Annotated in this window: 16 protein-coding genes; 9 read left to right on the forward strand and 7 right to left on the reverse strand. The window is 64.1% G+C overall.

Translation table 11 applies throughout. From position 1 onward, the window contains the following. The 4 genes from LZC95_30115 to LZC95_30130 are packed head-to-tail and all read right to left on the reverse strand — an operon-like array spanning nt 1 to nt 6620. Entirely contained in the window at nt 1-2625 is a 2625-nt protein-coding gene (locus LZC95_30115) for a hypothetical protein (GenBank protein ID WXA90696.1), read from the reverse strand. Between the two features lie 19 nt (nt 2626-2644). Then, entirely contained in the window at nt 2645-3802 is a 1158-nt protein-coding gene (locus LZC95_30120) for a hypothetical protein (protein WXA90697.1), read from the reverse strand. Beyond that, nucleotides 3799-5283: a hypothetical protein gene (locus tag LZC95_30125; protein ID WXA90698.1), complete on the reverse strand. Its 1485-nt coding sequence runs from the start codon at nt 5281-5283 to the stop codon at nt 3799-3801. The genes LZC95_30120 and LZC95_30125 overlap by 4 nt, the downstream gene beginning before the upstream one ends. Then, entirely contained in the window at nt 5280-6620 is a 1341-nt protein-coding gene (locus LZC95_30130) for a hypothetical protein (protein ID WXA90699.1), read from the reverse strand. The genes LZC95_30125 and LZC95_30130 overlap by 4 nt, the downstream gene beginning before the upstream one ends. Before the next feature lie 543 nt (nt 6621-7163). Between LZC95_30130 and LZC95_30135 the strand changes: the two genes are divergently transcribed. Next, complete coding sequence (locus tag LZC95_30135) at nt 7164-8654, forward strand: M1 family metallopeptidase (GenBank protein ID WXA90700.1); 1491 nt, start codon at nt 7164-7166, stop codon at nt 8652-8654. A gap of 145 nt (nt 8655-8799) precedes the next feature. Here the strand turns inward: LZC95_30135 and LZC95_30140 are convergent, their stop codons facing one another. Next, on the reverse strand, nt 8800-10932 hold the full coding sequence (locus LZC95_30140) for a phospholipase C, phosphocholine-specific (GenBank protein WXA90701.1): 2133 nt from the start codon (nt 10930-10932) through the stop codon (nt 8800-8802). Nucleotides 10933-11077: 145 nt separating this feature from the next. Continuing rightward, nucleotides 11078-14422, reverse strand: a complete 3345-nt coding sequence (locus LZC95_30145; protein WXA90702.1) for a hypothetical protein — start codon at nt 14420-14422, stop codon at nt 11078-11080. Between the two features lie 124 nt (nt 14423-14546). Between LZC95_30145 and LZC95_30150 the strand changes: the two genes are divergently transcribed. Further along, nucleotides 14547-15515 carry an SMP-30/gluconolactonase/LRE family protein gene (locus tag LZC95_30150; protein ID WXA90703.1) on the forward strand — a complete coding sequence of 323 codons (969 nt, stop codon included), beginning with the start codon at nt 14547-14549 and terminating at the stop codon, nt 15513-15515. 7 nt (nt 15516-15522) lie between these two features. On the opposite strand, the gene LZC95_30155 is transcribed toward LZC95_30150, so the two are convergent. Then, nucleotides 15523-15768 carry a hypothetical protein gene (locus LZC95_30155; protein WXA90704.1) on the reverse strand — a complete coding sequence of 82 codons (246 nt, stop codon included), beginning with the start codon at nt 15766-15768 and terminating at the stop codon, nt 15523-15525. Nucleotides 15769-15839: 71 nt separating this feature from the next. Between LZC95_30155 and LZC95_30160 the strand changes: the two genes are divergently transcribed. The 7 genes from LZC95_30160 to LZC95_30190 all read left to right on the forward strand — a co-directional run bounded on the left by LZC95_30160 (nt 15840) and on the right by LZC95_30190 (nt 22224). Beyond that, nucleotides 15840-17099 (forward strand): nucleotidyltransferase domain-containing protein, encoded by a 1260-nt coding sequence (locus tag LZC95_30160; protein ID WXA90705.1) that lies wholly within the window; start codon nt 15840-15842, stop codon nt 17097-17099. Next, a complete protein-coding gene (locus LZC95_30165) occupies nt 17087-17890 on the forward strand; it encodes a nucleotidyltransferase domain-containing protein (GenBank protein ID WXA90706.1) in 804 nt (267 codons plus the stop codon). The genes LZC95_30160 and LZC95_30165 overlap by 13 nt, the downstream gene beginning before the upstream one ends. Before the next feature lie 9 nt (nt 17891-17899). Then, complete coding sequence (locus tag LZC95_30170) at nt 17900-18391, forward strand: DUF2199 domain-containing protein (protein WXA90707.1); 492 nt, start codon at nt 17900-17902, stop codon at nt 18389-18391. Nucleotides 18392-18630: 239 nt separating this feature from the next. Next, nucleotides 18631-20796 carry a VWA domain-containing protein gene (locus LZC95_30175; protein WXA90708.1) on the forward strand — a complete coding sequence of 722 codons (2166 nt, stop codon included), beginning with the start codon at nt 18631-18633 and terminating at the stop codon, nt 20794-20796. Next, nucleotides 20793-21344, forward strand: a complete 552-nt coding sequence (locus LZC95_30180) for a sigma-70 family RNA polymerase sigma factor (protein ID WXA90709.1) — start codon at nt 20793-20795, stop codon at nt 21342-21344. Before LZC95_30175 ends, LZC95_30180 begins: the two co-directional genes overlap by 4 nt. Continuing rightward, the gene (locus LZC95_30185; protein WXA90710.1) at nt 21341-21571 is read left to right on the forward strand and encodes a hypothetical protein; all 231 of its coding nucleotides are present in this window, start codon (nt 21341-21343) and stop codon (nt 21569-21571) included. Before LZC95_30180 ends, LZC95_30185 begins: the two co-directional genes overlap by 4 nt. Nucleotides 21572-21759: 188 nt before the next feature. Then, nucleotides 21760-22224, forward strand: coding sequence for a hypothetical protein (locus LZC95_30190; GenBank protein WXA90711.1), 465 nt, complete (start codon nt 21760-21762; stop codon nt 22222-22224). Nucleotides 22225-22238: the final 14 nt, after the last annotated feature.

The following is a 22238-nucleotide window of genomic DNA, read 5'->3' on the forward strand; positions in this document are numbered from 1 at the left end:
TCACCGCTCGTCGACGATCGCTTTGACTTTGCCACTGCGCGGATTGCGCGGAATCCCGCCCGGCGCGCACACTTCGACTTCGACGCGCAGGAAGTGATAGGCCGCACCGGACCGCAACGTGGGCACCTTTTCCAGCAATGCCGCGTGAATCTCCTCGGCGGTGCGGTCGGCGAGGTCTCCCTCGACGCGCACCACCAGGTAGTCCCCACCCGACTCGGCACGCACCACCACTTGAAGCTCCGAATACCGGAACGCTTCCAGCGCCGCGGCGATGGCGCCATAGCGCAAGGTGGCCATTCCCACGTAGAAAATGTCGTCCGCCCGGCCGAGATGCTCCAGGCGGCGAGTCGTGCGCCCGCAGGAGCAACGGCCCGGCACGATGCGACCGCGGTCGCCCAGCTCATATCGAATCAGCGGAAATGCCAATTTCGCCAAGCTCGTAATCAGGATACGCCCCGGCTGTCCATCCTCGACGCGCCTCCCCTCGTCGTCGACGATCTCCACGTAGTTGTACTCGTCCACCAGGTGGTGAAGCGCTCCCGACATCGCGTCGCATTGGTAAGCCACGGGGCCGCCATCGTTGGCGCCGACCACCGATGCGATCCGCCGCACACCGGCCTCGCGCTGCAACCACTCCGCATCCGCCTTGCCCAAGCTCGTTCCGGCGAAGATCACCGTCTCGATCGAGAACGACGGGTCGAGCTCCTTGGCCGCGCGAAAGAGTGGCATCAAGTTGGGCGGTACACCTTGCACCACGTTGATGCGAAAGCGCCGCCACGTATCGACGAACGTCGCGGGCGAAACGCGGTCCGCGAAGGCGAATCCCTGCACGCCGAGGCGCGCGTTCACGTGATCGAACGAGACGAAGCTCCCATAGAGATCTCCCGCGATCATCAGATTGGCCAGGCGATCGCCGCGCCGTACGCCCAAAGCGCCGAAGATGCGCGCCCCGCATGCGACCAGGCCCTCCCAGTCGGCCGCATCGTAGAGCGAGAACTTCGGCTCGCCGCTCGAACCGCCACTTCGCGAAACGTAGCCGCCGCGGGTCAGGCTGCCGGTGCCCTCGGTCGAGAGACCGTCGCCCCAGGGCGGCATGTTGCTCTCCATCTCGCTGCGCGCCAGCATCGGTAACGCGGGCAAATCGTCCGTCGATTCGATGCGCAGGCCGCGCAAGCGCTCCGCGTAGAACGGCGCCCGGCGCGCGCGCTCGATCAACGCGCGCAGCGCGGAGTCCACCGACGCCTTGCGGTCGGCCTCCGGGCGAAGCTCCCACGGCTCCACATCGGCCCGGGGCATCGCCAGGCGCGAATACGTGAGGCGCATCAATTGAGGCAAATCGTACGCGCCGTCGTGCGGATCGTCGACGTGCCCACCGAGCATGTTGCCCAAGTCGAGGAGCCGATCCGCCCCGCAGTCGAGCAACAGGTCCGTCACGGGCGCGATTTCGTCCGCGCCGACCGCAAGGCCCGCGGTCTGCAAGTACCCGCGCATCGGTCGCAGTTGGGCGGCCACCTCGTCGAGTTGATCGTACGGGATCAAGCGAATCGTCCGATGAAGCGGGGACGGCACCAGCGCGCGATCGCGATCCACCACCACGGTCCAATCGACATTGCCGCGCGATGCAAACAGGTTCCCCTCCCCGCGCGCCGCGGTCACCTCGAAGACGCCGCGCAGCTTCTGAATCTCCACGGCGGTATCCACGTCCGCGGGTCCCGCCGGCAGCATGCGCGCGTGCTCGGCCAGCGCCTCGGCCACGCGTGCTGCGAGCCGGTCGGTCTCGGCGGCGCCCTCCACGTAACAGGCTTGCGGTGCCGTGCAGGCGTTTTGATCCCAAATCGAGATCTCCTGGGCAATCGCCTTTGCGATGTCCGCCTCGCCGCGCGCAGCCAGACCCGCCCGCGTCACCAGGCCAAAGCTGATCTTGGGGCCGAATACGATCACGCGCGTGCGCGCAGGAAGATCGTTCCGATATTCGCGAACAGCTTCATCGCCGCCCCACACCACGATGCCATCCACCTGCCGCTTGAACTCGGCCATGACATCGCGTTGGTTCGACGCATAATCCACGACCGCAATGGCGCGCGAAATGACGCCATCGACATCCACCTGGCGAATCGACTCCACGAAGCGGGGAAGGAATACCCTCTCACCGGACGACGCCTTCAAGATGTTCACATTGCGCGTGAGCATTCCTTCGAGCAGAGAGGAAGCGCCCACGAGGAACACGTTGCCCGAGAGCACGTGAAGCAAGGTGCCCAGCGGCTGCCACCGCAGCACCGTGCCACCCGCATCGCGGTGCTCGATTCCCTGGCCACCGAGTTCGCGCGCCACCTTTTTCTGCAACTCCGCAGGATCGAGCAATTCGTCCAGCGCCCCCAACGCCAGATCGACCATTTCCTGCGAAAAGCCCGTCGCCGCCGGCAAAAGCGACCGCGCCTCCACCCTCGGGGCGTATGCGGGGTCGCGCCAGAGATCGCGCACGCGCCCGATGAGCGCGTACACCCGGTCCATTGGATACCGTGCCACGGCCGCACGCGCGCTTTCCGCGCCTGCAGCGATGGTCTCCGCATCGCGCACCGTCAGCTTTTCGTCGGCGCTTTGCCACTCACCAAAAATGTATCTCATCGCTTTTTCGCTTATTCCGTTATGAAGCCGACGAGCGGCGAACGATCTCGTTCGCGGTCAGGGCGCAACCTTTGTGTTTCGTGATTCCACCACGCCCCAGCACGGTGAAGGTGGGCGATTGCCAGCCGCAATCGCAAGCATCGGCGTCGATGCGCCCGAGGTCCGTCGTCAAAATGGCCAGGTTCGGCATCATCGTGTTGAACGGTGTGACCAGCTCGATGAGGCCCCGCTGCCCATTCGGCAGCGGCGCGAGCGTCGCAGGATCGCGCACGATGACCCGCGTGTACGCGCCCACGTGCAGGCGGTGCTTTTTGCACTCGATGTACGGCGCGCAATGCTCGGCCATGCCGTAGCCGTCGCGGATCCACTCGGCCGGAATGCCCAGTCGCTCGGTGATGGTCGCACGGAATTCCGCCCGCGAGATCTGCTTGTCCTCGGCCGCCTTCCACCCGCCGCCGGTTCCCACGAAGCTCCCCTCGGGCAGCTTCATCGTGAGGTTGCGCGCCTTCATCTCGAGGAGCGTCTCGTACAAGAACGCCGGCATGGCAAAGATGCGAACTGGCAAGCCCTCTTGCTCGTACTCCGAGAGAATGCGCAAAATGTCATCTTGCCGCGATTCCCACGCACCCGCCGCATTCTTCCGAATCGTGGAATAGCTGCGCGCCACCGGGGCGAAGCGCTGCTGGTTCTTGTCGGCAAACGCCGTCCCGAGGTTCCCCGCGTCGGCGGGGTTGTAATTGAAGCTCAGATAATTGGTCGGCCGGTCGGAGACGAGTCCCTCCTGCGCCCATTGCCCGGTGAGCTGCGCCTGGCATCGGTCGAGGCTTTCCTGGTCGAACCAAATTTGCGTCTTCTGACCGCGCGTTCCCGACGACGTCAGATTGAGCACGCACTCGGAGGCCGGCCGCGTGTGAATCGTGTACGACTTCATGGCCGTCACGCCGAGCGGCGGAATGCGCGCGATATCCGCTTCCTCGCGAATCGAGCGCGGGTCGAAGCCGTGCCGTTCGTAAATCGAACGAATATCGCCGTTGTTCGCAGCATGGTAGATGGCGAGCTCGCGGCAGGCAGCCACCATCAATTCGGTTTTGCGCGGTGTCCAGTGCAGCGGTTCGTCGATGCGGCAGATGGCCTCCGCCGCCTCGAGCACGGGCGGCGGGGATACTTCGGTGCTCATAAAACCTGATTCCTTTCGTAGTCGCTCTGGATCACGCGGAGCAGGCGTTGCGCATTCTCGGAGTACGCGTGAATCTTGTTGAAGGCCACTTTGGTCGGCCCCACGGTTTGGAACCGAATGGCCAGCTCCTCGCCGTGGTGGTAGGGCACGAACCCTCCGACGAAGAAGCCGTGGGATGCAAGGGCCTCGTAAATTTGGCTCAAACCGCGGTTCTTCACCGGGATATCGACGGCCGCATATTCGTAACCGTCACGCAGATGCAGCGACCAATCGTGAAGAATGCGCTGAAGCCCCTCGCGCCCCGTTTTGACGAAGTCGAAATGCACCGAGGACTGCGTCTCCTCGAACGTGGCAATCACCTCGCCGTCTTTGGGCAATTGGTCGAAGCGCGGGGCAGGCATCCAGGTGAGGCCGAGGCGCGGCAGCAGAAATCCGAGCATCTCCCCCAGGTTTTCTGGCAGGTGAATCTCCTTGCCGAAGGGCGAATCGCAACGCGGGAGCACACCCTTGAAGACCGAATAGCGATCCATGTCTTCGGGATCGACACCGATGCCCAGTCGCTCGAGCTTGGCCTGCGTTTCACGCGATTGCGCACCCACGAAAAGCGCGGTTTCGTGGACACCGTACACGGCGCACCGGCGCTGGGTGAAGTCGTGGTTGGTGACGATGTGGAACTCCTGGTAGCGCATCGAGGTTTGCGCCGCCCAGTCCATCACCGCCTGAAAGCACCGACCGAAGGTGCCGCGCGACTTCACCTTGGGATTGGTGATGCCGCCGAATCCGCCGTCGTACACCAGCGGATCGCTCGAAAGGCGCTGCATGCCGGTATGGCTGATGAGGCGCTTTCCCTCGGGACCGTCCGAAACGGCAACCATGCACACGAGCCGTCCATCGTCCACCATGCTCCGGAGCTTGTCCGGGTAATAGACGAACTCGTTGATGTAGTCGTACCCATACACCGAGTGAAATAGCCGGCTCAGTTCGTATTCCTCGCCGGGGCCGAGCAAGCGAATTTCGATGTCCGAGTCGGGCAGCTGCATCAAGGAAATGTCGCGCAGCGACCGCGGAGCATCGGGCTCGCGCAGCGCACTCAATGTGATCAGCTGTCCATCGCGCCCCAGGTTTTGCAATTCGACGTCGTCGATGCCCTGCAAAAGATGCGTGCGGGCGCGCTCCAGGTCCTCCTCGCGCACGAAGACCGGAATGCCGCGGTTGTGGATCGACACCGACACCCGCGTCGGCCAAGGTTGCACTTTGATGGACAGCGTGGCGGGATCGCGCCGGTTTCCCACCTCGCGGATGACCGCTTCGATGGCCGTTCGCGCGGAGCGCGTGAGCGCCATGCCCTTCGTTTCGCCCAGGCGAAACGTGCTCGTCGAGGTACGCACGAAGTCGGTCACGATCTCGACGAAGTCGCCGCGCGGCGGAACCTCGAGGTGCAGCGTGTCCGTCGGCTCGGGCTCTTGTTCGTGCCGAATCATAGGGTGTCGATGACCCGAATGAGCTTCCCCGTTCGCGGGTTGCGCGGCAGCGAATCCGGCGCGTGGATCTCGACGACCAGCGGAAGCACCGTCCCATGCTCGACGAACGCGCGCAGCGATGGCCGCGCGGAGAGCACCTGCTGCTCGAGATCGCGCGCCAGGTCGGGGTGCCGCGCCTCCGGTTGCGCACTCTCCACCCGCAAAATGAGCCGATCTTTGCCGCCCTCGCGCCGCTTTTCCATTTGCGCGACACCGCGCAGGCCGGGGACGCGCGCAACGGCCTCCTGGATGAAGGCGTAATCCACCGAGTCGTAACCAACGCGCAGCACGTCGTCGCCGCGGCCGAGCAGATGAAACAGCGGCGTCGTGCGCCCGCAGGAACAGGGAGCATCGAGCCACTTGGCGCGGTCACCGACGCGGTAACGCACGATGGGCGTCACCTTACGCGGCGGCGTGGTCACGTACACCATGCCGACCTCGTGCGGCTCGCAATGCCGGCCGCTCTCCTCGTCGACGATCTCCATATAACACTGGTCGTCGTGGGCGTGGAACACCGCGGTGGGGCACGCTTCGCACTGGTAGCCGATGTACCAACTGTCGACGGTCCCATAACCGGGTGCCGCGATGATCTTCGTGCCAAACGCGGCGCGGATTTCTTCCTTGTCGGCCTCGTAAATGTGCTCCCCGCCGTACAGAACGCGTTCGATCTGGAAGCCCTTCGTGCCGCCGTTCGCGGCGATCCCGCGCAGCGCGTTCAGAACGACGCTGGTGATGCCGGTGAACACGTTGATCTTGAAAAGGTCGACGACGGTGCGGATGAACTCGACTTCCGAGTGATTCGTAAATGGGAAGTTCGTACAGCCGTATTGCTGCAGCATCCGGTTGATGTGGACGAAGCTCGCGTACAACCCACCGACGGCAAAAAGATTGGCCACTCGGTCAGCCGGCGTCAGCCCCACCGCCACGAAGCCGCGCGTGTTCGGGCCATCGATGGCGTCCAGTTCTTCGTGCGAGAACACGGATGTCTTTGGAACACCCGTCGTACCGCCGCTTTGAAACACCGTATAATCGCGCGTATCCGACGAAAGCAGGTCCCTTCCAAAAGGTGGGATGTGCTTGCGCAAATCGTCGGTCGTCAGCAGCGGAACTTCCGCGAGTGGATGGGGCGCGCCAGCCTGATAGCTTTTGAGGCGTTCGCGATAAAACGGAGTCGTTTCGCGCGCAAAACGAACGTACGCGTCCAGCCGTTCCGCCATGACCTTACGCCGCGTGGCGGGGTCCGCGCTTTCCCAAGCGTCGTAGTATTTGCCCTCCCGCCGTGACCAAAGATTGCCCATTCGAGTGCCCTATTTTTTTGAGGCGCGGCCTGCGAATGGAACGCGGCATGACAGCGTCGTCAGCAGCAACGCGTCACCACGACCCAGCGGCCCCGGTCCTGTGTTGGTCCACCAAGAAGCAGAACCTCCCGATGGCGCAGCGGTGTGTAGCAAAATATTTGGAGTAGCCAAGGGCCCTACATCATTTTCGTGCTCTATCGATTAGTCGCTCGACCACCGCGTACTTCGTGCCACCGCTGCGAACGGTGAGACGCATCTGTCATCCGATGACTCGGGGTCGCTTGCTTGAAACGACTCAAGCCACGGGGCCGCGGAGAGGATCGCAGGCAACGAAAAAACCGTGTCTCGTGTCTGCTGCGCGAGGCCGCGGGTGTTCAAAACGACATCGTGATGGCGATTCGTCACGTGGGCTTCATGTCCGTCAGTGTCGCAGCTGATTGGAGCTGGGCGCGAAGAAGGCGTTAATGCAATGGCCAAATCCATCTATATGAGGGGCGCCCACGATGCTTTCGACCCGCTGTTCCTCTCCAGGAGGTATCGGTCATGCGCTCTCGTTTTCGAAGCATTTCTCCATTTGCCATTAGCGCGGCATTGATTCTGTTGGGCGGTAGTGCCATCGCGGCCAGTCCGGGGTCGTCCGGTTTGGGTGATCCGTATTATCCGACCGACGGCAATGGCGGCTATGACGTCGACAATTACAATCTTCATTTGACCTATCGCCCGAGCACCGGGGTGCTTTCGGGTACGACGACCATCAAGGCCACGGCGGTGCAAGATCTGTCGGCCTTCAATCTCGACTTTGCCCTCGCCGTGAGTGCCGTCAAAGTCAATGGCGCGAATGCGACGTTCTCGCGCAGCGGCAACGAATACACGGTAACCCCGGCGTCTTCCCTTCCGGGCAGCAGCGCATTCACCGTCGAGGTGACGTATTCGGATACGCCTTCGTCGGTTTCGGGTACCACGTGGAAGAAGACCTCCACGGTGGCCATGGCCGTGAACGAACCGCACATTGCGCGTTACTGGTTCCCGAGCAGCGACCACCCGCGCGACAAGGCCACGTACGACGTTTCGATTGCCGTTCCCGACGACGGGACCACCGTGGTTTCGAACGGCGTGCTCCAGGGCACCACCATCGAACCGGGCGGTTTGAAACGATGGAATTGGCATAGCGGCGTTCCGGCGGCGACGTATTTGACCTTCGTCACCATCGGCAAGATTGCGCAGACCTCCACGACGTCGGGCGGCCGGCCCTTCATCACCGGGTATGCGTCCGACGTCACGGGCTCGAATCTCACCAATGCCAAAAACAGCCTCAATCGGACGCCGGAAATCATCAATTATTTGAGCACGGTCTTTGGCCCCTACCCCTTCGAAGCCATTGGCGGCGTGGTGGTGAAGGGCATCGGCTTCGCACTGGAAACGCAGACGCGGCCGGTCTACAGCGCGAGCTTCTTTTCCTCCGGGACCAGCAGCAGCGTGGTCGCCCACGAGAATGCCCATCAGTGGTGGGGCGACAGCGTCTCGGTGGATACGTGGCGCAATATTTGGCTGAACGAGGGCTTCGCCTCCTACGCCGAGTGGCTATGGTCCGAGCACATCGGCAACGGCACCGCGCAGGAGCTCGCGAACTCCACGTACAATTCGCACTCGTCGGGCAGCTCGTTCTGGCAGGTGGTGGTCGCCGAGCCAGGCGCGGGCAACGAATTCAACTCCGCGATTTACGACCGCGGGGCCCTCGGCGTGCACGCAGTGCGCGTCGCCGTGGGCGATTCGACGTTCTTCAACATTCTGAAGACGTGGCAATCCGAGCGCAAATCGAGCACCGGCACCATCGAGCAATTCCTCGCCCTTTCCGAGCGCCTCTCGGGCCGCTCCTTGCGCAGCGTCTTCGACACGTGGCTCTTCAAGAAAGGCCGCCCCGCAAGCCCGCCCGGCGTCTCCACCGTCGACGCCTTCGCGTCCCAAGCGGAGCCCCCCTCCTTCGCCGAAATCCAGCACACCCACCAGCTCCTCGCGGCAGGCGAATCCCGATAGCCCAATCGGCCCTGGAGATTTGAACAGGGAGGCGGGGAGGCGGGGAGTTTTTGTTGTTTTTTTGAAACGGTGAGCTTTGTTTTTTGGGCGGTAGCCCAAACAAAAAAAATCTCCCCGCCTCCCCGCCTCCCTGTGAATCCTTCTCCTAGCCGGTAATGCCTTCACGGCCGTTTTCGAGGCGGCCCGAGAAGCGGCGGCGGAAGGAGGGGTCGGCGTCGATGCTGGCGTCGAGGTCGTACCAGCCCTGGGAATCACTCAGCGGATCCCAGGTGTTCGAGGTGGTTTGGCCCGGCTCGAGCACGTAGGTCCATGGGCCATCGTTGCGGTAGTACAGCGCCTTGACGGTCACGGTGACCGGCGCGGCGGACGCATTGGTGAATGTCAGGGTTAGCTTGGGTGACGCCGGATCGCCTCCGATGGATGGCAGCACCTCGACCCCCGCGCTCGGCGCATCGAGGGTGCCCGAGAACTGCGCGAGGAAGCGATTGGGCCCCAGCAGCGTGAGGGCGTATTTTTTCTCGCGGTCGGTGACGGAAATGGAGGCCGTGGCGTTTCCCTTCGGCCCTACGTCGTAGCGACCCGGCGTGGCCAGGTTGAGCGCGTCGTATGCGAACAACTGCAGTGCCGCATCGCCCTGGTTGTCGATGCTCAACGAGACCTTGGCGTTCGCCGCATCCACGGTTGCCTTGGCAACGGGCTGGTACGGAAGCGGTCGCGCCTTGCGGGTGCCCGACTCCTGGACGGGGACCTTTTGCTGCCCAGGCAACGGAGGCAGCGGCGGCGGGAGGCTGCCCTGCGCATCGTCGGCCTGCTTGCGCAACACGGCGGTATCGGGCAATTCGGGAATCGACGTATCCTTGGTGGTAAAATCGAAACAGCTGGTCAAATCTCCGCTGATCGTTCGCCGCCAATTGGAAATGTTGGGCTCCACCACGCCGGTCAGCTTCTCCAGGAAGCGAATGACCGAGGTGTGGTCGAAGACCTGCGAATTGACCCACCCGCCCCGCGACCATGGGGAGATGATGAGCATCGGCACGCGCGGGCCGAAGCCCACGGGCTTGCCCTCGACCCACTCGCCCGGCGTGTTCGGCGGCGCAAGGGGCGGAGGCACATGGTCGAAAAAGCCATCGTTCTCGTCGTAGTTGATGATGACCGCCGTCTTGGCCCAAATCTCGGGATGGGCCCACAGGGCATTGAGAACGCCTTGGATGTACGCGGCGCCATCGACGGGGCGCGCGGTGGGATGCTCCGTGTACCCGTACGGGGCAACGATCCACGACACCTTGGGCAGCGCGTTCGCGTTGCAGTCGTTGATGAAGTCGGCCAGGACGTGATTCACGTCTTTGCCCTTGCCGGAGTCCGGCTCCCACTCCTCGCGAACGCCGGCGCGGTCGGCCAGGTCCTTCTTGGCGGGATCTTTCAGCGCATCGTGGTACGCGTGGAAGAGCCAGAGCGGGTTGTCTCCGTAATCGCCCACGAAAGGATGGCCGGATGGATCATCGCCCACCTCGTGGTTGGAATACACTTTCCAGGTAATGCCCTTTTCCTGGAGGCGCTCGGGGTACGTGGTCCAGGAGAGGACGGGCTTGTAGTCGGAAGGATTGCCGGTGGTGGGCCTTCCATATTTGCCGTCGGCGTCGATGGTGCCGGTGAACAGGTGCAGTCGATTCGGGGTGGTGGGCCCCAACACCGAGCAGAAATTGTGATCGCAAATGGTGAAGGCGTCGGCCAAGGCCTGGTGGAAGGGCACGTCGGCCTGGGTGAAATAGGCCATGGTCAGCTCGCCCTTGACGCTGACCCACCCATCGTTCGCTCCGTCGGCCACGGCGTTGTGTTGGTCGCTCCAGCCGTGGGCGAGATCGGCGAGTTGTTGCCCGTTCGTCGTCTTCGTGTCCACGTGGAACGGAAGCAGGTATTTCCCGTCGAAGACACGCCACTTATCGGGTTGATACAGGACACTTCGCCCCGTGCTCAGGGGAACGGCCGCCCGGTCGGCAAAACCGCGAACGCCGCGCATGGCGCCGTAGTAATGGTCGAAGGAGCGATTTTCCTGCATCAAAATGACGACATGTTCGATATCGGCGAGGGATCCACCGCGTGGATTCGTCGGTGATGACCCATCCGGAGATGGACCATCGGCATTTCCCGGGGAGCCATCCAGGGGGCCGCCGGGAATCGGCGATTCGTCCCCCTCGGAGCCGCAGGCGGTAAGGGCTGCGGCGCCGGTGAGGCCCGCAAGAAAGTCGCGTCGCGTAATATCTTTGGAATCGGTGCTCACCGTAGGCCTCCAGCGGGTTGCCGCCCCCGCGACAAGCTAGATGAAATCCATAAATAGATATCTCGCGCAATAACGATGATTCGAAATCGTCACACGGATTTAGCGCATCCGTTGCTTGCAATACGACACCGCATAGGGTGTTTTTCTAGTCGTTGCGGGGAAGCAAAGGGCTCCCGGACATGAGGCGCGGGATCGGGCCGTCGTTTCGGGCGGCTGCGTCCCAGGCTTTTTGCCAATCGGACCAGGGGATTGGCCTATGGCGAAAGAAAAATCGACGCTCGTCGATGACGGGTGGACGCTCCACTGGCCATACGCCGCGGACCTGCGGTTCGATGGTCGCGCCCAATTTGACGCCGCGCAGCGGATAAATCACTTCGGTGCGGTAGGTCGCGTCGGGCCAGAGCACCAGGCCCTCGTCGGAAATGTCGTAGTGCGCAACACCCAGCATGGCCTGGATTTCCTCCCGCACGAGGTCGACCCCGGCCAAGTGGTAAAAACCCGCGAGGGCATTCTCGAAGAGGATCCGGTCGTCTTCGCCGCGCAGCCGTTGCAGAAAGCCGGCTTCGCTCACGCTGGCCACGAGCAGCCCGGATTGCTCGTCGAACGCGATTTCGCATGCGTCGTTCCCCAGGCTGGGGCACACGATGCGGATGCGCACGCGGTTCGAGCCGAGAAGGATGCGCTCCACTTCGAGTGGACCGTGAGTCCAACGCGGGGTTTCGTTCGCGGGCGAGTAGAGCAGGGCAAGCCACTCGCGGGCGACGAATCGTTCGATGGCCTCGGATACGCTGGAGATGCCCTCGCGAAAACGCAAGAGTGCATCTTCCTCGTCCTCTGCACGCTGCACGGCGCGCCGGAGTCGGTCGTAAAGTTTGGGCAACGTCCCCGAGTGGAAGCCGGGGACCATCAATCGGCCCATGGTTTCCCCATGGTGGCCGACCCGCACGGGGTGCAGCGCGTTCTTCCGGCTCGCGCGGTACAAGTTGCGGTTCTCTTGGAATTCCCAGACCAAGAAGCCAAATACGCTGGGCAGGAGAAACACCGTGGTCGCAGCCACCGTTCCGCCGACGACGGGCCCCAACACCGAGAGGGGCGCGTTCAATGCGGAAAGCATTTCCGGCGAAAGCGGCAAAAGCAACTTGTGTGCAACGGTCACCACCGGAAAATGCTTGATGGGATTCAGCTCCGGCTCGACGAGCAATGTCGTGTAGAGGCGCACGACATAGGCCACCACGAACCACACCAGGCCGAGCCCCGCCTTGAAGGCAATGGTCGCCCGCCAGGGATCCTGGCCGACGCGAAACCATTGGTCCACGCGGTGAATGGCGCGTTCGAGCGTGTCCATCAGGAAGCGAAAGAGCCCCGCGATCAGCCGAAAAAGGCCGGGCAAAAGCTGCCCGCGAAGGGTTCTCCAGGTGGGGCCGAGCCAATCGAGCGCGACGTCCTCGACGAGGCGCGCAGCCCGCGAGTCGAAGACCCAACTGGAAAGCGCGAAGAGCACCAGCGCAGCAGGGAGCGTGCCCCAAAGGGGCAGCGTCGAAAGCGGCGTGACGAGCACCACCAAGGTCGTGAGCAGCGCCGGAAGCAGGATGCGGCGCAATGCAAAACGAACCGGGCGACTCCGAAGAAACGCGCGCACGCTCGGCCGCGTGAGCACCCAGCGAGGAATGCGCAGGAACACCGTGCCAAGCACGCGCGCCACGATGCGGAAGATGCCGCGCGCCACCTTGCGCGCGATTTCGCTGTGCACCAAGGCGAAGACGAGAACCGCCGTGACGAGAAACGACTCCGGCGTCAAGATGACGGGCGCCACCAAGCCGAGCGCGCGGGCAATCGGCGCGATCAAATGGCCCACACCCTCGAGGATGACGAACGATCCGCCCAAGGGCAAAATCGCATACAAGCTTAGAAACCGGCCGACCCTCGTGCCAAATGCCACGGAGCTGACCTTTTGCAGAAATCGCAAATAGACTTCGCCGCGCCGGTATACACCATCGAGGAGCGAGGCGAGCATGGCATCGGCACGCAACAACGGATCGCCCGCGACCAGGTCGTGCGGGCGGGCCAGATCTTCGAGCTTGAGTTGATTTCGCGCAATCGCATCGCGCAGGTGTGCAAATTGAATGAAGCCTCGCTCCACACCTTGGTCGAGGAGCTCTTCGATCAATTTGTATTGTGCAATGCGCTCGGGCAGATTGCCCGGCGTGAGCCCCACGGCGGCCAGCACGTCGAGGATGCGGGGACGGAGCACGGCGGATACGTTCGCGTCGGCGCGGTCCTGCGCCCAATGCAGCAAATTGACCACCAGCTTTCGCTCCGCAAACGCGGGCACCTGCCAGAGCCAACGCATCGCCGCGCGCACGCGGCGCGCAATTCGGATTTCCCGCGTCGCCGGGAGCCTGCGCACGAGCGGCGTTTTTCCGCGTGAAAGCGCCCACGTCACCAAGTCGACCGCCTGGGGCTCCTCTTCGCTTTCGCGTGCGGCGCGTTCCAGCTCCTCGATGAGCCGCGCGGCCGGCCGGCGCGCACGTCGATCCGACCCCGCGCTCGTGGCCAGCTCCGTGAGGGCGACCATCCACTCGTCACGGGATGGAGGCTGCTCGCCATCGTAGCCGGCCGGCCGCAACGCCGCACCCAGCCGGTCGGCCAGGGCACCGAGATCGGCTTGCATGGCGTCGCGCGCCTTGATGGCAATCTCGGTGTCCTGGGCCGACACGGCGCGCGATGCATGGAGCACGGCCCGGGTGACCTGTCCTCGGTCGCGCGCCCGCGAGGCCGCGTAGAGAAGCCACTTGGCATGGAGGTGCGCCGGCGGACGGCGGGGACGCGACTCCGGGTGCGGCGCCGCCGCAGCACGCGCTTTCTGCGACTCGATGAGAAGCTCCCCGGGCGGACGCACGTCCACATCGCGCGCGAGCACCTCATCGACCCGGTCGAAATGGAGAAGCCCCGGGAACGTCATGGGCAAGAGCGCGGGCGCGAAATGCCGGAGCTCGAGGTACAGCGCAGCAAACTCCGCGTACACCTCGCGATCGCCGTACGGCGGCAGCAGCAGCTCGTCGTGGCGCAACGTCGCGCGGATCTCGTCGAACTCCGTTTGGCCGATGCGATCGATGCACGCTCGGATGGCCGCGTCGGTCAGGGCGCCCTCCTCGATGCGCTGCTCGATGCGAAGGTGCACCTGGCCGTGGAACGCGGCGCGCAGAAGCTGGGTCATGATCTCGTGCGGCGCCCTTTTGGCCATCTCCCGCGGCGCCGGACGCGCAACGAGAACGACCTTGTCGGGCAATGCCGTCGAACCGAGCTCCGCCCCTGCCAGCGGGAGCAGCGCGTCCCGCCGGAGCGCGTAGCACCGCTCGTGCGGAATGGAAAAGGACAGCCCACCGAGGTTCTTGTGCGCCTTGATCACCCGCCGCAGCAGCCGAGGATCGATCAGAACCGCACCCGGGAAGGCACGCCTCAGTTTCTCCTCGATGTCGCTCGGATCCATCGCCACGCGTCCATGACGTGTACCGCCTTGCGCGCGCGCCGGCACGAAAACTACGCCTCGACAGCTCGAGCCAGCGGTGTCATCTCCCTGGGCAACAGCAGTCATCCACTTCGGAGGATTGAACATGCGTCGTAGATTTCTTGCCATTGCAGCACTCGCGCTGCTCTCCGTGGCATCCACCGGGTCGTTCGCGCCCGCCCATGCCGACGTCCCTGACACCAACCGTGAAACCGGTGAGGCGGACGAGGCCGCATGGCCGACGAGTTTTTCCCTTCCCGACGGCTTCCAGCCCGAGGGCATCGCCATCGGCGGAACGAAAGCCTATTTCGGCTCCCGCGTGAACGGAGCCATCTATCGCGTGGACTTGCGCACGGGCCAAGGCGCCGTCTTCAGCGCAGGCCCCGGAACGCCGTCTCTCGGGTTGAAGGTCGATGACCGCCATCGCTTGTTCGTGGCCGGCGGTGCCGGAGGCAATGCCCGCGTCGTGGATGCAACCACCGGCGAAATCCTCGCCAGCTACACCTTCGCCAGCGGCGATACCTTCGTGAACGACGTCGTGCTCACGCGCGATGCCGCCTGGTTCACCGATTCCCGAATACCGGTACTTTACAAGCTTCCCCTCGCGGGCTGGCGCCGCACCCTGCCCGATCCCAGCGAGGTCGTGCGCGTGCCCCTCACCGGCGACATCGTTTATGGCACGGGCATCAATGCCAATGGCATCGTGACCTCACCGGATCAGCGTTCGCTCGTCCTCGTTCAATCCAACACGGGGAAGCTGTTTCGCGTCGATCCCGACACCGGCGCGACGAAGCTCGTCGATCTCGGCGAGGAATCGCTGCCCAATGGCGATGGATTGCTCCGGCAGGGACGCAACCTGTACGTGGTGCAAAATCGCTTGAATCAAGTCGCGAAAGTCCGGCTCGACTTCGCGGGCGAGTCCGGCAAAGTCCTCACCCGGGTGACCGATCCCGCGTTCGACGTGCCGGCAACAGTGGCCGCCTTTGGCCATCGTCTGTATTTGCCCAACGCGCGCTTCACCACGCCGCCGACACCAACCACGACCTACTCCGCGGTGGCCATCGAGGCGCCGTAGTCTTTTTCTACGAGGGCTGCTGGGCCTTCGAAACGCGGGCGCGGTGGGCGATTTCCTCGCCAACCGTGGAAAAGTCCTCCGCCGCCCGGTCCTTTTCACCGCGCAGGTAGGCGCGCAGCCCCTCGGCCGCGACAATGGCCAAGCTCGCGTTGATTCCGCGCGCATTGAGGTCGGCCACCACGTCGCCGTTCTTGAGGAGCTGGTCGAGCTCGTCGAAGAGATCTTCCAGTTCTTTCTGCTCCCGCGTTCCCATAGCTTGGCCATACGCCCCCCGTGCAGCCGCTGCAAGCCGATCCGCCCTAGCTGTCGTATGCTGCGGCGGGTATGGACCTACGGATCCGCTCCCTCGATCATCTGGACGCGCGCGCCATCGCGCTGCCGCATGGCACGGAGGTGGTGACGCGGGTCGATCGCATGGTGCCATCCACCGAGCGGCGCATTCCGCAGGGCACCATCGGGCGGGTGTCGCGCACGAGCGGCGACGACGTCGACGTGACCATCGTGGGCATCGGCGTGGTGCGCTACGCGCGCTCGGAGCTTTCCCCGCGACGCGTGGGTCAGGCGCTGTTTGCCCAGCGGCGCGCCGATGCCTGGGAGGCCTTGCAGCCCTGCATCGTGCTCGATGCGACGGTGGGCTCGCGCGCATGGGGGCTCGCCGACGAGGCATCGGACGAAGACCACCGCGGAGTCTTTGCGCTGCCCTTCTCATGGGGGCTCGGGTTGGTCGCCCCGCCGGAAGATTTGGTCAGCGCCGATGGAAGTGCGACCTATTGGGCGGCGGGCAAAGCGATTCGGCAGGCGCTCCGCGCCGATCCCAACACGCTGGAAATGCTGTTCTTGCCCAATGCGCGCGCAGTCGATCCGATGGGCGAATGGCTGCTCGAGGCGCGGGATGCCTTCGTGTCCGTGGAGATTTACGGCACCTTCGGGCGCTACGCGCTCGGTCAACTGCGCAGGCTCGAGCAAGGCTTGCGCTTGGCCGAGCATCGCGCAGTCGTTCTCGATTGGCTGCGCGCCGAGCCGGAGCTGACCTTGGACATGGTGGCGGCGAAGCTCGCGGCGGTGTCGATGCGCGCCGCGCCCACGGAGGCCGACCGGATTCACCAGGCCAAGGAGTACGTCAAACAGCTCTATCGCTCGCTGTTCGACCAAGGGCTGCTGCCGTCGAACGAGTTTTCGAGCCTGGTCCGATTCGCACGCGAGGGCGCGGCCGACCTGGACTTGCCACGCGAACTCCGCCCGAAAAATGCCTACAATTTGTTGCGTCTGCTGGCGACGGCCACGCGCTGGCTGCGCGAAGGAGAACCCGTTTTCGAAATGGAGGGCGCCTTTCGAGAGCGGCTATTGGCGATCAAGCGAGGTCTCGTCCCACTCGCGGAGGTGCTCGCCGAGGCCGATGCGATGACCCCTGATTTGGAATTGGCCAAACGGGAATCCAAATTACCGAAGCGTCCCGACATCGCTCGGGCAGATTCGTTGTTGCGCCGCATCGGCGAGGAGCTCGCGCGCCGTTGGATGAACCAAGAGGAAGGGCCGTTCGGCCGCCATGCGCCGCCGGCACCGGAGGTCGTATGGAACGAATAGCGGTTTCCCAAGAGGTGCTCGGAGCCCTCGATGAAGCGCAGCGGCGGGTGATGACCAACGTGCTCGCCGAAGAAGAAACGCGGCGCGAGCACGTGGTCGTTCATTTGAGCGGAGCCCACGCCTACGGGTTCCCCTCGCCCGACAGCGATTTGGATCTCAAGGCCATTCACGTGGCCCGCACGGAGGATTTGCTGGGGTTGGAGGCCCCGCCGCCCACGTTCGATCGCGCGGAATTCATCGATGGCGTGGAAATCGATTACACGTCCAACGAGGTGGCGCATGCCTTGTTCGGGATTCTCGCCGGCAATGGCAACTTCATCGAGCGCGTGCTCGGCCGAATGATTGCGCACGAATCCCCTTTGTTGTCCCAAATGCGTCCCATCGTGCGCAGAGCCCTGAGCCGGCGCGTGCATCGCCACTACCGCGGCTTCGCGCTCAACCAACGGCGCTTTCTGGAGAAGGAGCCCACGGCGAAGAAGCTTCTCTACGTCCTCCGTACCACGCTCACGGGCATTCACCTGCTCGCCACCGGCGAGGTCGAAGCCGATCTCACGAGGCTGATGGATCGCTACGATCTTTCGGAGGCCCGGCTCCTGGTCGAGCACAAACGTTCCGGCGAGCGCGTCGGCGTCGACGTGGCGCTGCTCGATGCGTGGCAGCCGCGCATCGATGCATTATTTCAGACGCTGGATACCGTGCGCGACACCAGCCCACTTCCGGAGGAGCCCCCCAATACGGAAGAGATTCGTTCGTGGCTGCTGCACGTACGCAAAGAGCGATTTTCGGGATAGCTTGGGTCGATGGGCTACCAATGCGCCGTGTGCCGCTCCGTTCACGTCGATCTGCCCGACATCGGGGCCGACAAGCCCGATTCCTGGTGGGACGTTCCGGAAGAGCAACGTGAGCGCCGGGTGCAATTGACGTCCGACACCTGCATCATCGACAACGAGCATTTCTTCATCCGCGGCGTCATCGAGATTCCCATTCATCACGAGCCCGGTCGCTTCGGATTTGGCGTATGGGTTTCGCAGAAGAAGGAAAACTTCGAACACTACCTCCAGAATTTCGACTCGGACGAAATAGGCCCATTCTTCGGCTGGCTCTGCACGAGCATTTCGTATTACCCCGGCGGGACGTTGCATCTGAAAACGATGGCGCATTTTCGGGGCAAGGGGCTGCGGCCACTGATCATGGTCGAGCCGACCGAGCATCCCCTGTCCGTGCACCAACGCTTCGGTCTCCCCGTGGAGACGGCCTGGGACATCGTTCATCATTACGTGCCACCGAACTAATTGGGCGAGCGCCATTCTCGAACATGAAGAAGGTAACCGCCAAGAACGCCAAAGGCCGCCAGGATTGCGAGCGGCAACGGCAATACAACCACGAGAGGGGTTCATTGGAGGTTCCTCTGGCGCTCCTGGCGACTCTCTTTTGGCGTCCTGGCCGTTCTTCTTCCTTTTTGTGACGTGATTTTTTCTTGTCACTAAAGCGGAGGCCCCTGCGTTGGTCCGGTGAAAGAGAGGGTCGTCCCATGCTTATTTCGACAACCGGTCCCAACTTGCCACTCACGCGCGTTCGCGTCGAAGCCGATGCGTGCGGCGGTTTGGCCCGCGTGAAGCTCGAGCAGCACTTTCGCAATCCCCACGGCGAGCCATTGGCGGTCACGTACTCGTTTCCCCTGCCCTCCGACGCCGCGGTGTCGGCCTTTGCCTTTCGCATCGGCGATCGGCGCATCGTCGGAGAGATCGACCGCCGCACCGCAGCCCGCGAGCGGTTCGAGCAGGCCATTCTCGAGGGAAAAACGGCCGCGCGCATCGATGAGGAGCGCTCGAGCCTGTTCACGCAGCACATTGGCAACATCCCGCCCGGTGCGGAGGTCATCGCCGAGCTGACCATCGATCAGCGCCTCGTGTGGAACGACGAGGGAGCGTGGGAATGGCGATTTCCTCTGGCGGTGGCGCCGCGCTACCTTGGCGCCGAGGGGCGGATTGCGGATGCCTCGGCCATCGTGCAAGCGATGACGGAGTCGCCCATGCCGGGTGCCTCGCTTTCGCTGCGCATTCGGGATGCCCTCGACGGGAGGAAGCCCGAATCGCCGTCGCACGCGATCCAGAGCGGCGAAGGCGGCGTCGTTTCGTTGGCCGGCGCCGCGCTCGATCGGGATGTCGTGGTTCGCTGGGCCGTGGCGACACCGGAGATTGGCAGCAGCGTGGACATGGCGCGTCTGGGAGTCGACCAAGGTGCCTTTGGGCTTCTCACCGTGGTGCCGCCCGGCTCGTCCGAGGGGCGCGAACTTCCGCGCGATCTCATCGTGCTGCTCGATACGAGCGGATCCATGTCCGGCGCGCCGATCGAGCAGGCGAAACGCGTGACCGCCGCGCTGGTTCAGACGCTCACCGCGCGCGATCGCTTGGAGATGATCGAGTTTTCCAATGCCCCGCGTCGCTGGCAGGAAGGTGCGGTCGCGGTGACGGCCGACGCGAAACAGAGCGCCTTGGGCTGGCTGGCGGGCCTTCGTGCGTCGGGCGGAACGGAGATGCACGCGGGCATTCACGAGGCTTTGCGGCCGCTTCGCACGGAGAGCCAACGGCAAGTGGTTCTCGTCACGGACGGGTTGATCGGTTTCGAATCGGAGATCGTCCGCGAGATCCTGGCGAGCCTCCCCGGCGGAGCGCGGGTGCACACGGTGGGGGTCGGCTCGGCGGTCAATCGATCGCTGACAGGGCCAGCGGCAAGGGCCGGGCGCGGTGCCGAGATTCTCATCGGACTCGACGAGGATCCCGAGCGCGCGGCCCAGCGTCTCGTCGCACGCACCGCGGCCCCCATCGTCGTCGAGGTCGAGGTCGCAGGGACGGCGCTTCTGCAGTGCGTGCCGGAGAAAATTCCCGACCTGTTTGCCAAGTCGCCCGTGCTGCTGGGCCTTCGCCTCTCGGGCAACGGTGGGGATCTTCGCGTGCGCGGGCGGACGGCCTCCGGGGTTTGGGAGCGGAACCTCGAGATTCCGGTGTCTCCAGCCTCGGAAAATTCGGGCATCGTGGCCCTCTTCGCTCGCGAGCTCGTGGAAGATCTCGAAATGCGTGCCGCCTCGACGCCCGAGGATGCATCGATCCACGAATCGATCGAACGGGTCGGTCTCCAATTTGGAATTGCGACGCGCATGACATCGTGGGTCGCTGTCTCCGAAGGGGTGACCGTCGATCCCGGGGCGCCATTGCGTCGGGAGCGCATCCCTCAGCAGCTGCCGCATGGCATGTCCGTGGAAGGCCTCGGACTGCGCCCGCAGATGGTGCGCCGTGGAGCCTTTACTGGGGGGACCACGTTTATTCCTGTCGGGCGGCCTGCTCCGATGCGTGCCGCGGCGCCGGAATTCGCGTTTGCGAGCGCCCTCGCCGAGGCAGGGTCGCGCACCATGCCGGGAATCCAGGTCCTCCGCAGGAAGGATCTCCTCGTCATCGAGGTGGCCGTCCAAGGAGAGCCGCTCGATTGGCTGCCCCCCGACGAAGTCTCCTTGTTCTTCGAATCGGAGTCGGTCACTGCAAAGTGCCACCCCAAATTCACCACGGGAGAGGCTCACTTGCGGCCCGGCGTCTCGTTTCGTCTGGCCATCGTCCTCGATGCCTCGGAGACTCGTCGCCCTGCTCGGATTCTTCTCCGGCTGAACGATCAAGACCTGACCATCACGCTCGAATCTCCATGAACGATCTCGATATCCACGTATCGGCCATTCGCGCCGGCAGCGCCGAGGCTTTTGGGCATTGGCTCGCCGGCGCCGAGCGGCCGGTTCGCGAAAGCCTTCGCTCGTTCGCGGCGCACCTGGACACGGAGGCCATTGTCCAGGAAGCTCTTTTACGCGTTTGGCAGGTCGCCCCACGCTTCGAGCCCGACGGCGCACCCAATGGACTGCTTCGCCTGGCCGTTCGCATCGCGCGCAATCTTGCCATCAGCGAGCGGCGGCGCCTTCGGCCCGATATCGAAATACCCGTCGACGATGTGCCCGCGCCGGCGCCCGCCGCACCCGATCCGATGCTGCGCCGGCTCATCGAAGATTGCCACCGTGACCTACCGGAAAAGCCGGCGCTCGCGCTGCGTGCGCGCATTGCAGGCGGCGGCACGGAATCGGACGATGCGCTGGCGCGGCGCCTATCGATGCAGAAGAACACGTTTCTCCAGAACTTCACCCGCGCGCGAAAGCTCTTGGCCGAATGCCTCGAGCGGCGCGGTGTTCGCCTCGCGGAGTTGGCATGAGCGACCGCACCCCCGAAATCGAGTTGCTCATCGAAGCGGTAACCGCCGCGCACCGCGCGCGCGATCGAGATGGCGCCGTGCAATTTCACCCCGCCTGGTACGACCTCGACGAACCCGAGCGGCATGAGGCATTTCAACGCACCTGCGAGCTGCGCGCGCTCGAGGCGCATCTCGATCCCGCGGGACTCTCCACCACCGCCAAAGCGATTTTGGCGCGCATTCGGTGAGGTGGGCATTTCCACGTCCGTGGCCGCGATGATGGTCAGTCACGGTGGCGCCTGCGGCGCGACACGCTGGCGCGTTCGGGCAATGCGAAGCGGGCGGAAGTTTCGGAAAAGCGGCCATTTCGCGTGAGCATCGCACGACGCCCGCGTTCGCCTCACCTTGGCACCAAAGTTGTTTAGGGGGCGCTTCGATGAATCATTCGAAACTTTCCTATTTCGTCGCCACGCTCCTCGCCGTTCCGTGTTTGGCCAATTGCGTGGCAGGCGCCCCGAACCAAGAGAACCAAACCTCGACGAGCGCTTCGCTCTCTTCGAGCGAGGAGGCCGATGGCGGCGTCCCGGCTTGCTCCTCGACATCGGAGTGTGCTCCGGGACAAGCCTGCGTCGAAGGTGCTTGCGTCGATGTCGACGGCGGCGTTGATCCGGACGGCGGCGTCGATGGTGGCGCACCCGCGTGCTCCTCGACCGAGCAGTGTGGTCCGGGACAAGCCTGCATCGAGGGCGTCTGCGTCGCCCCCGACGGCGGCGTCGATCCGGACGGCGGCGTCGATGGTGGCGTCGATCCGGACGGCGGCGTCGATGGTGGCGCTGCCGCGTGCTCATCCGATGCGGATTGCGGCCCAGGTCAAGCCTGCGTCGACGGCTTCTGCCAATAGAACGACCGTGATAC

The sequence above is a fragment of the Sorangiineae bacterium MSr12523 genome, from assembly GCA_037157775.1.
Taxonomy (GTDB): Bacteria; Myxococcota_A; Polyangia; order Polyangiales; family Polyangiaceae; genus Pendulispora; species Pendulispora brunnea.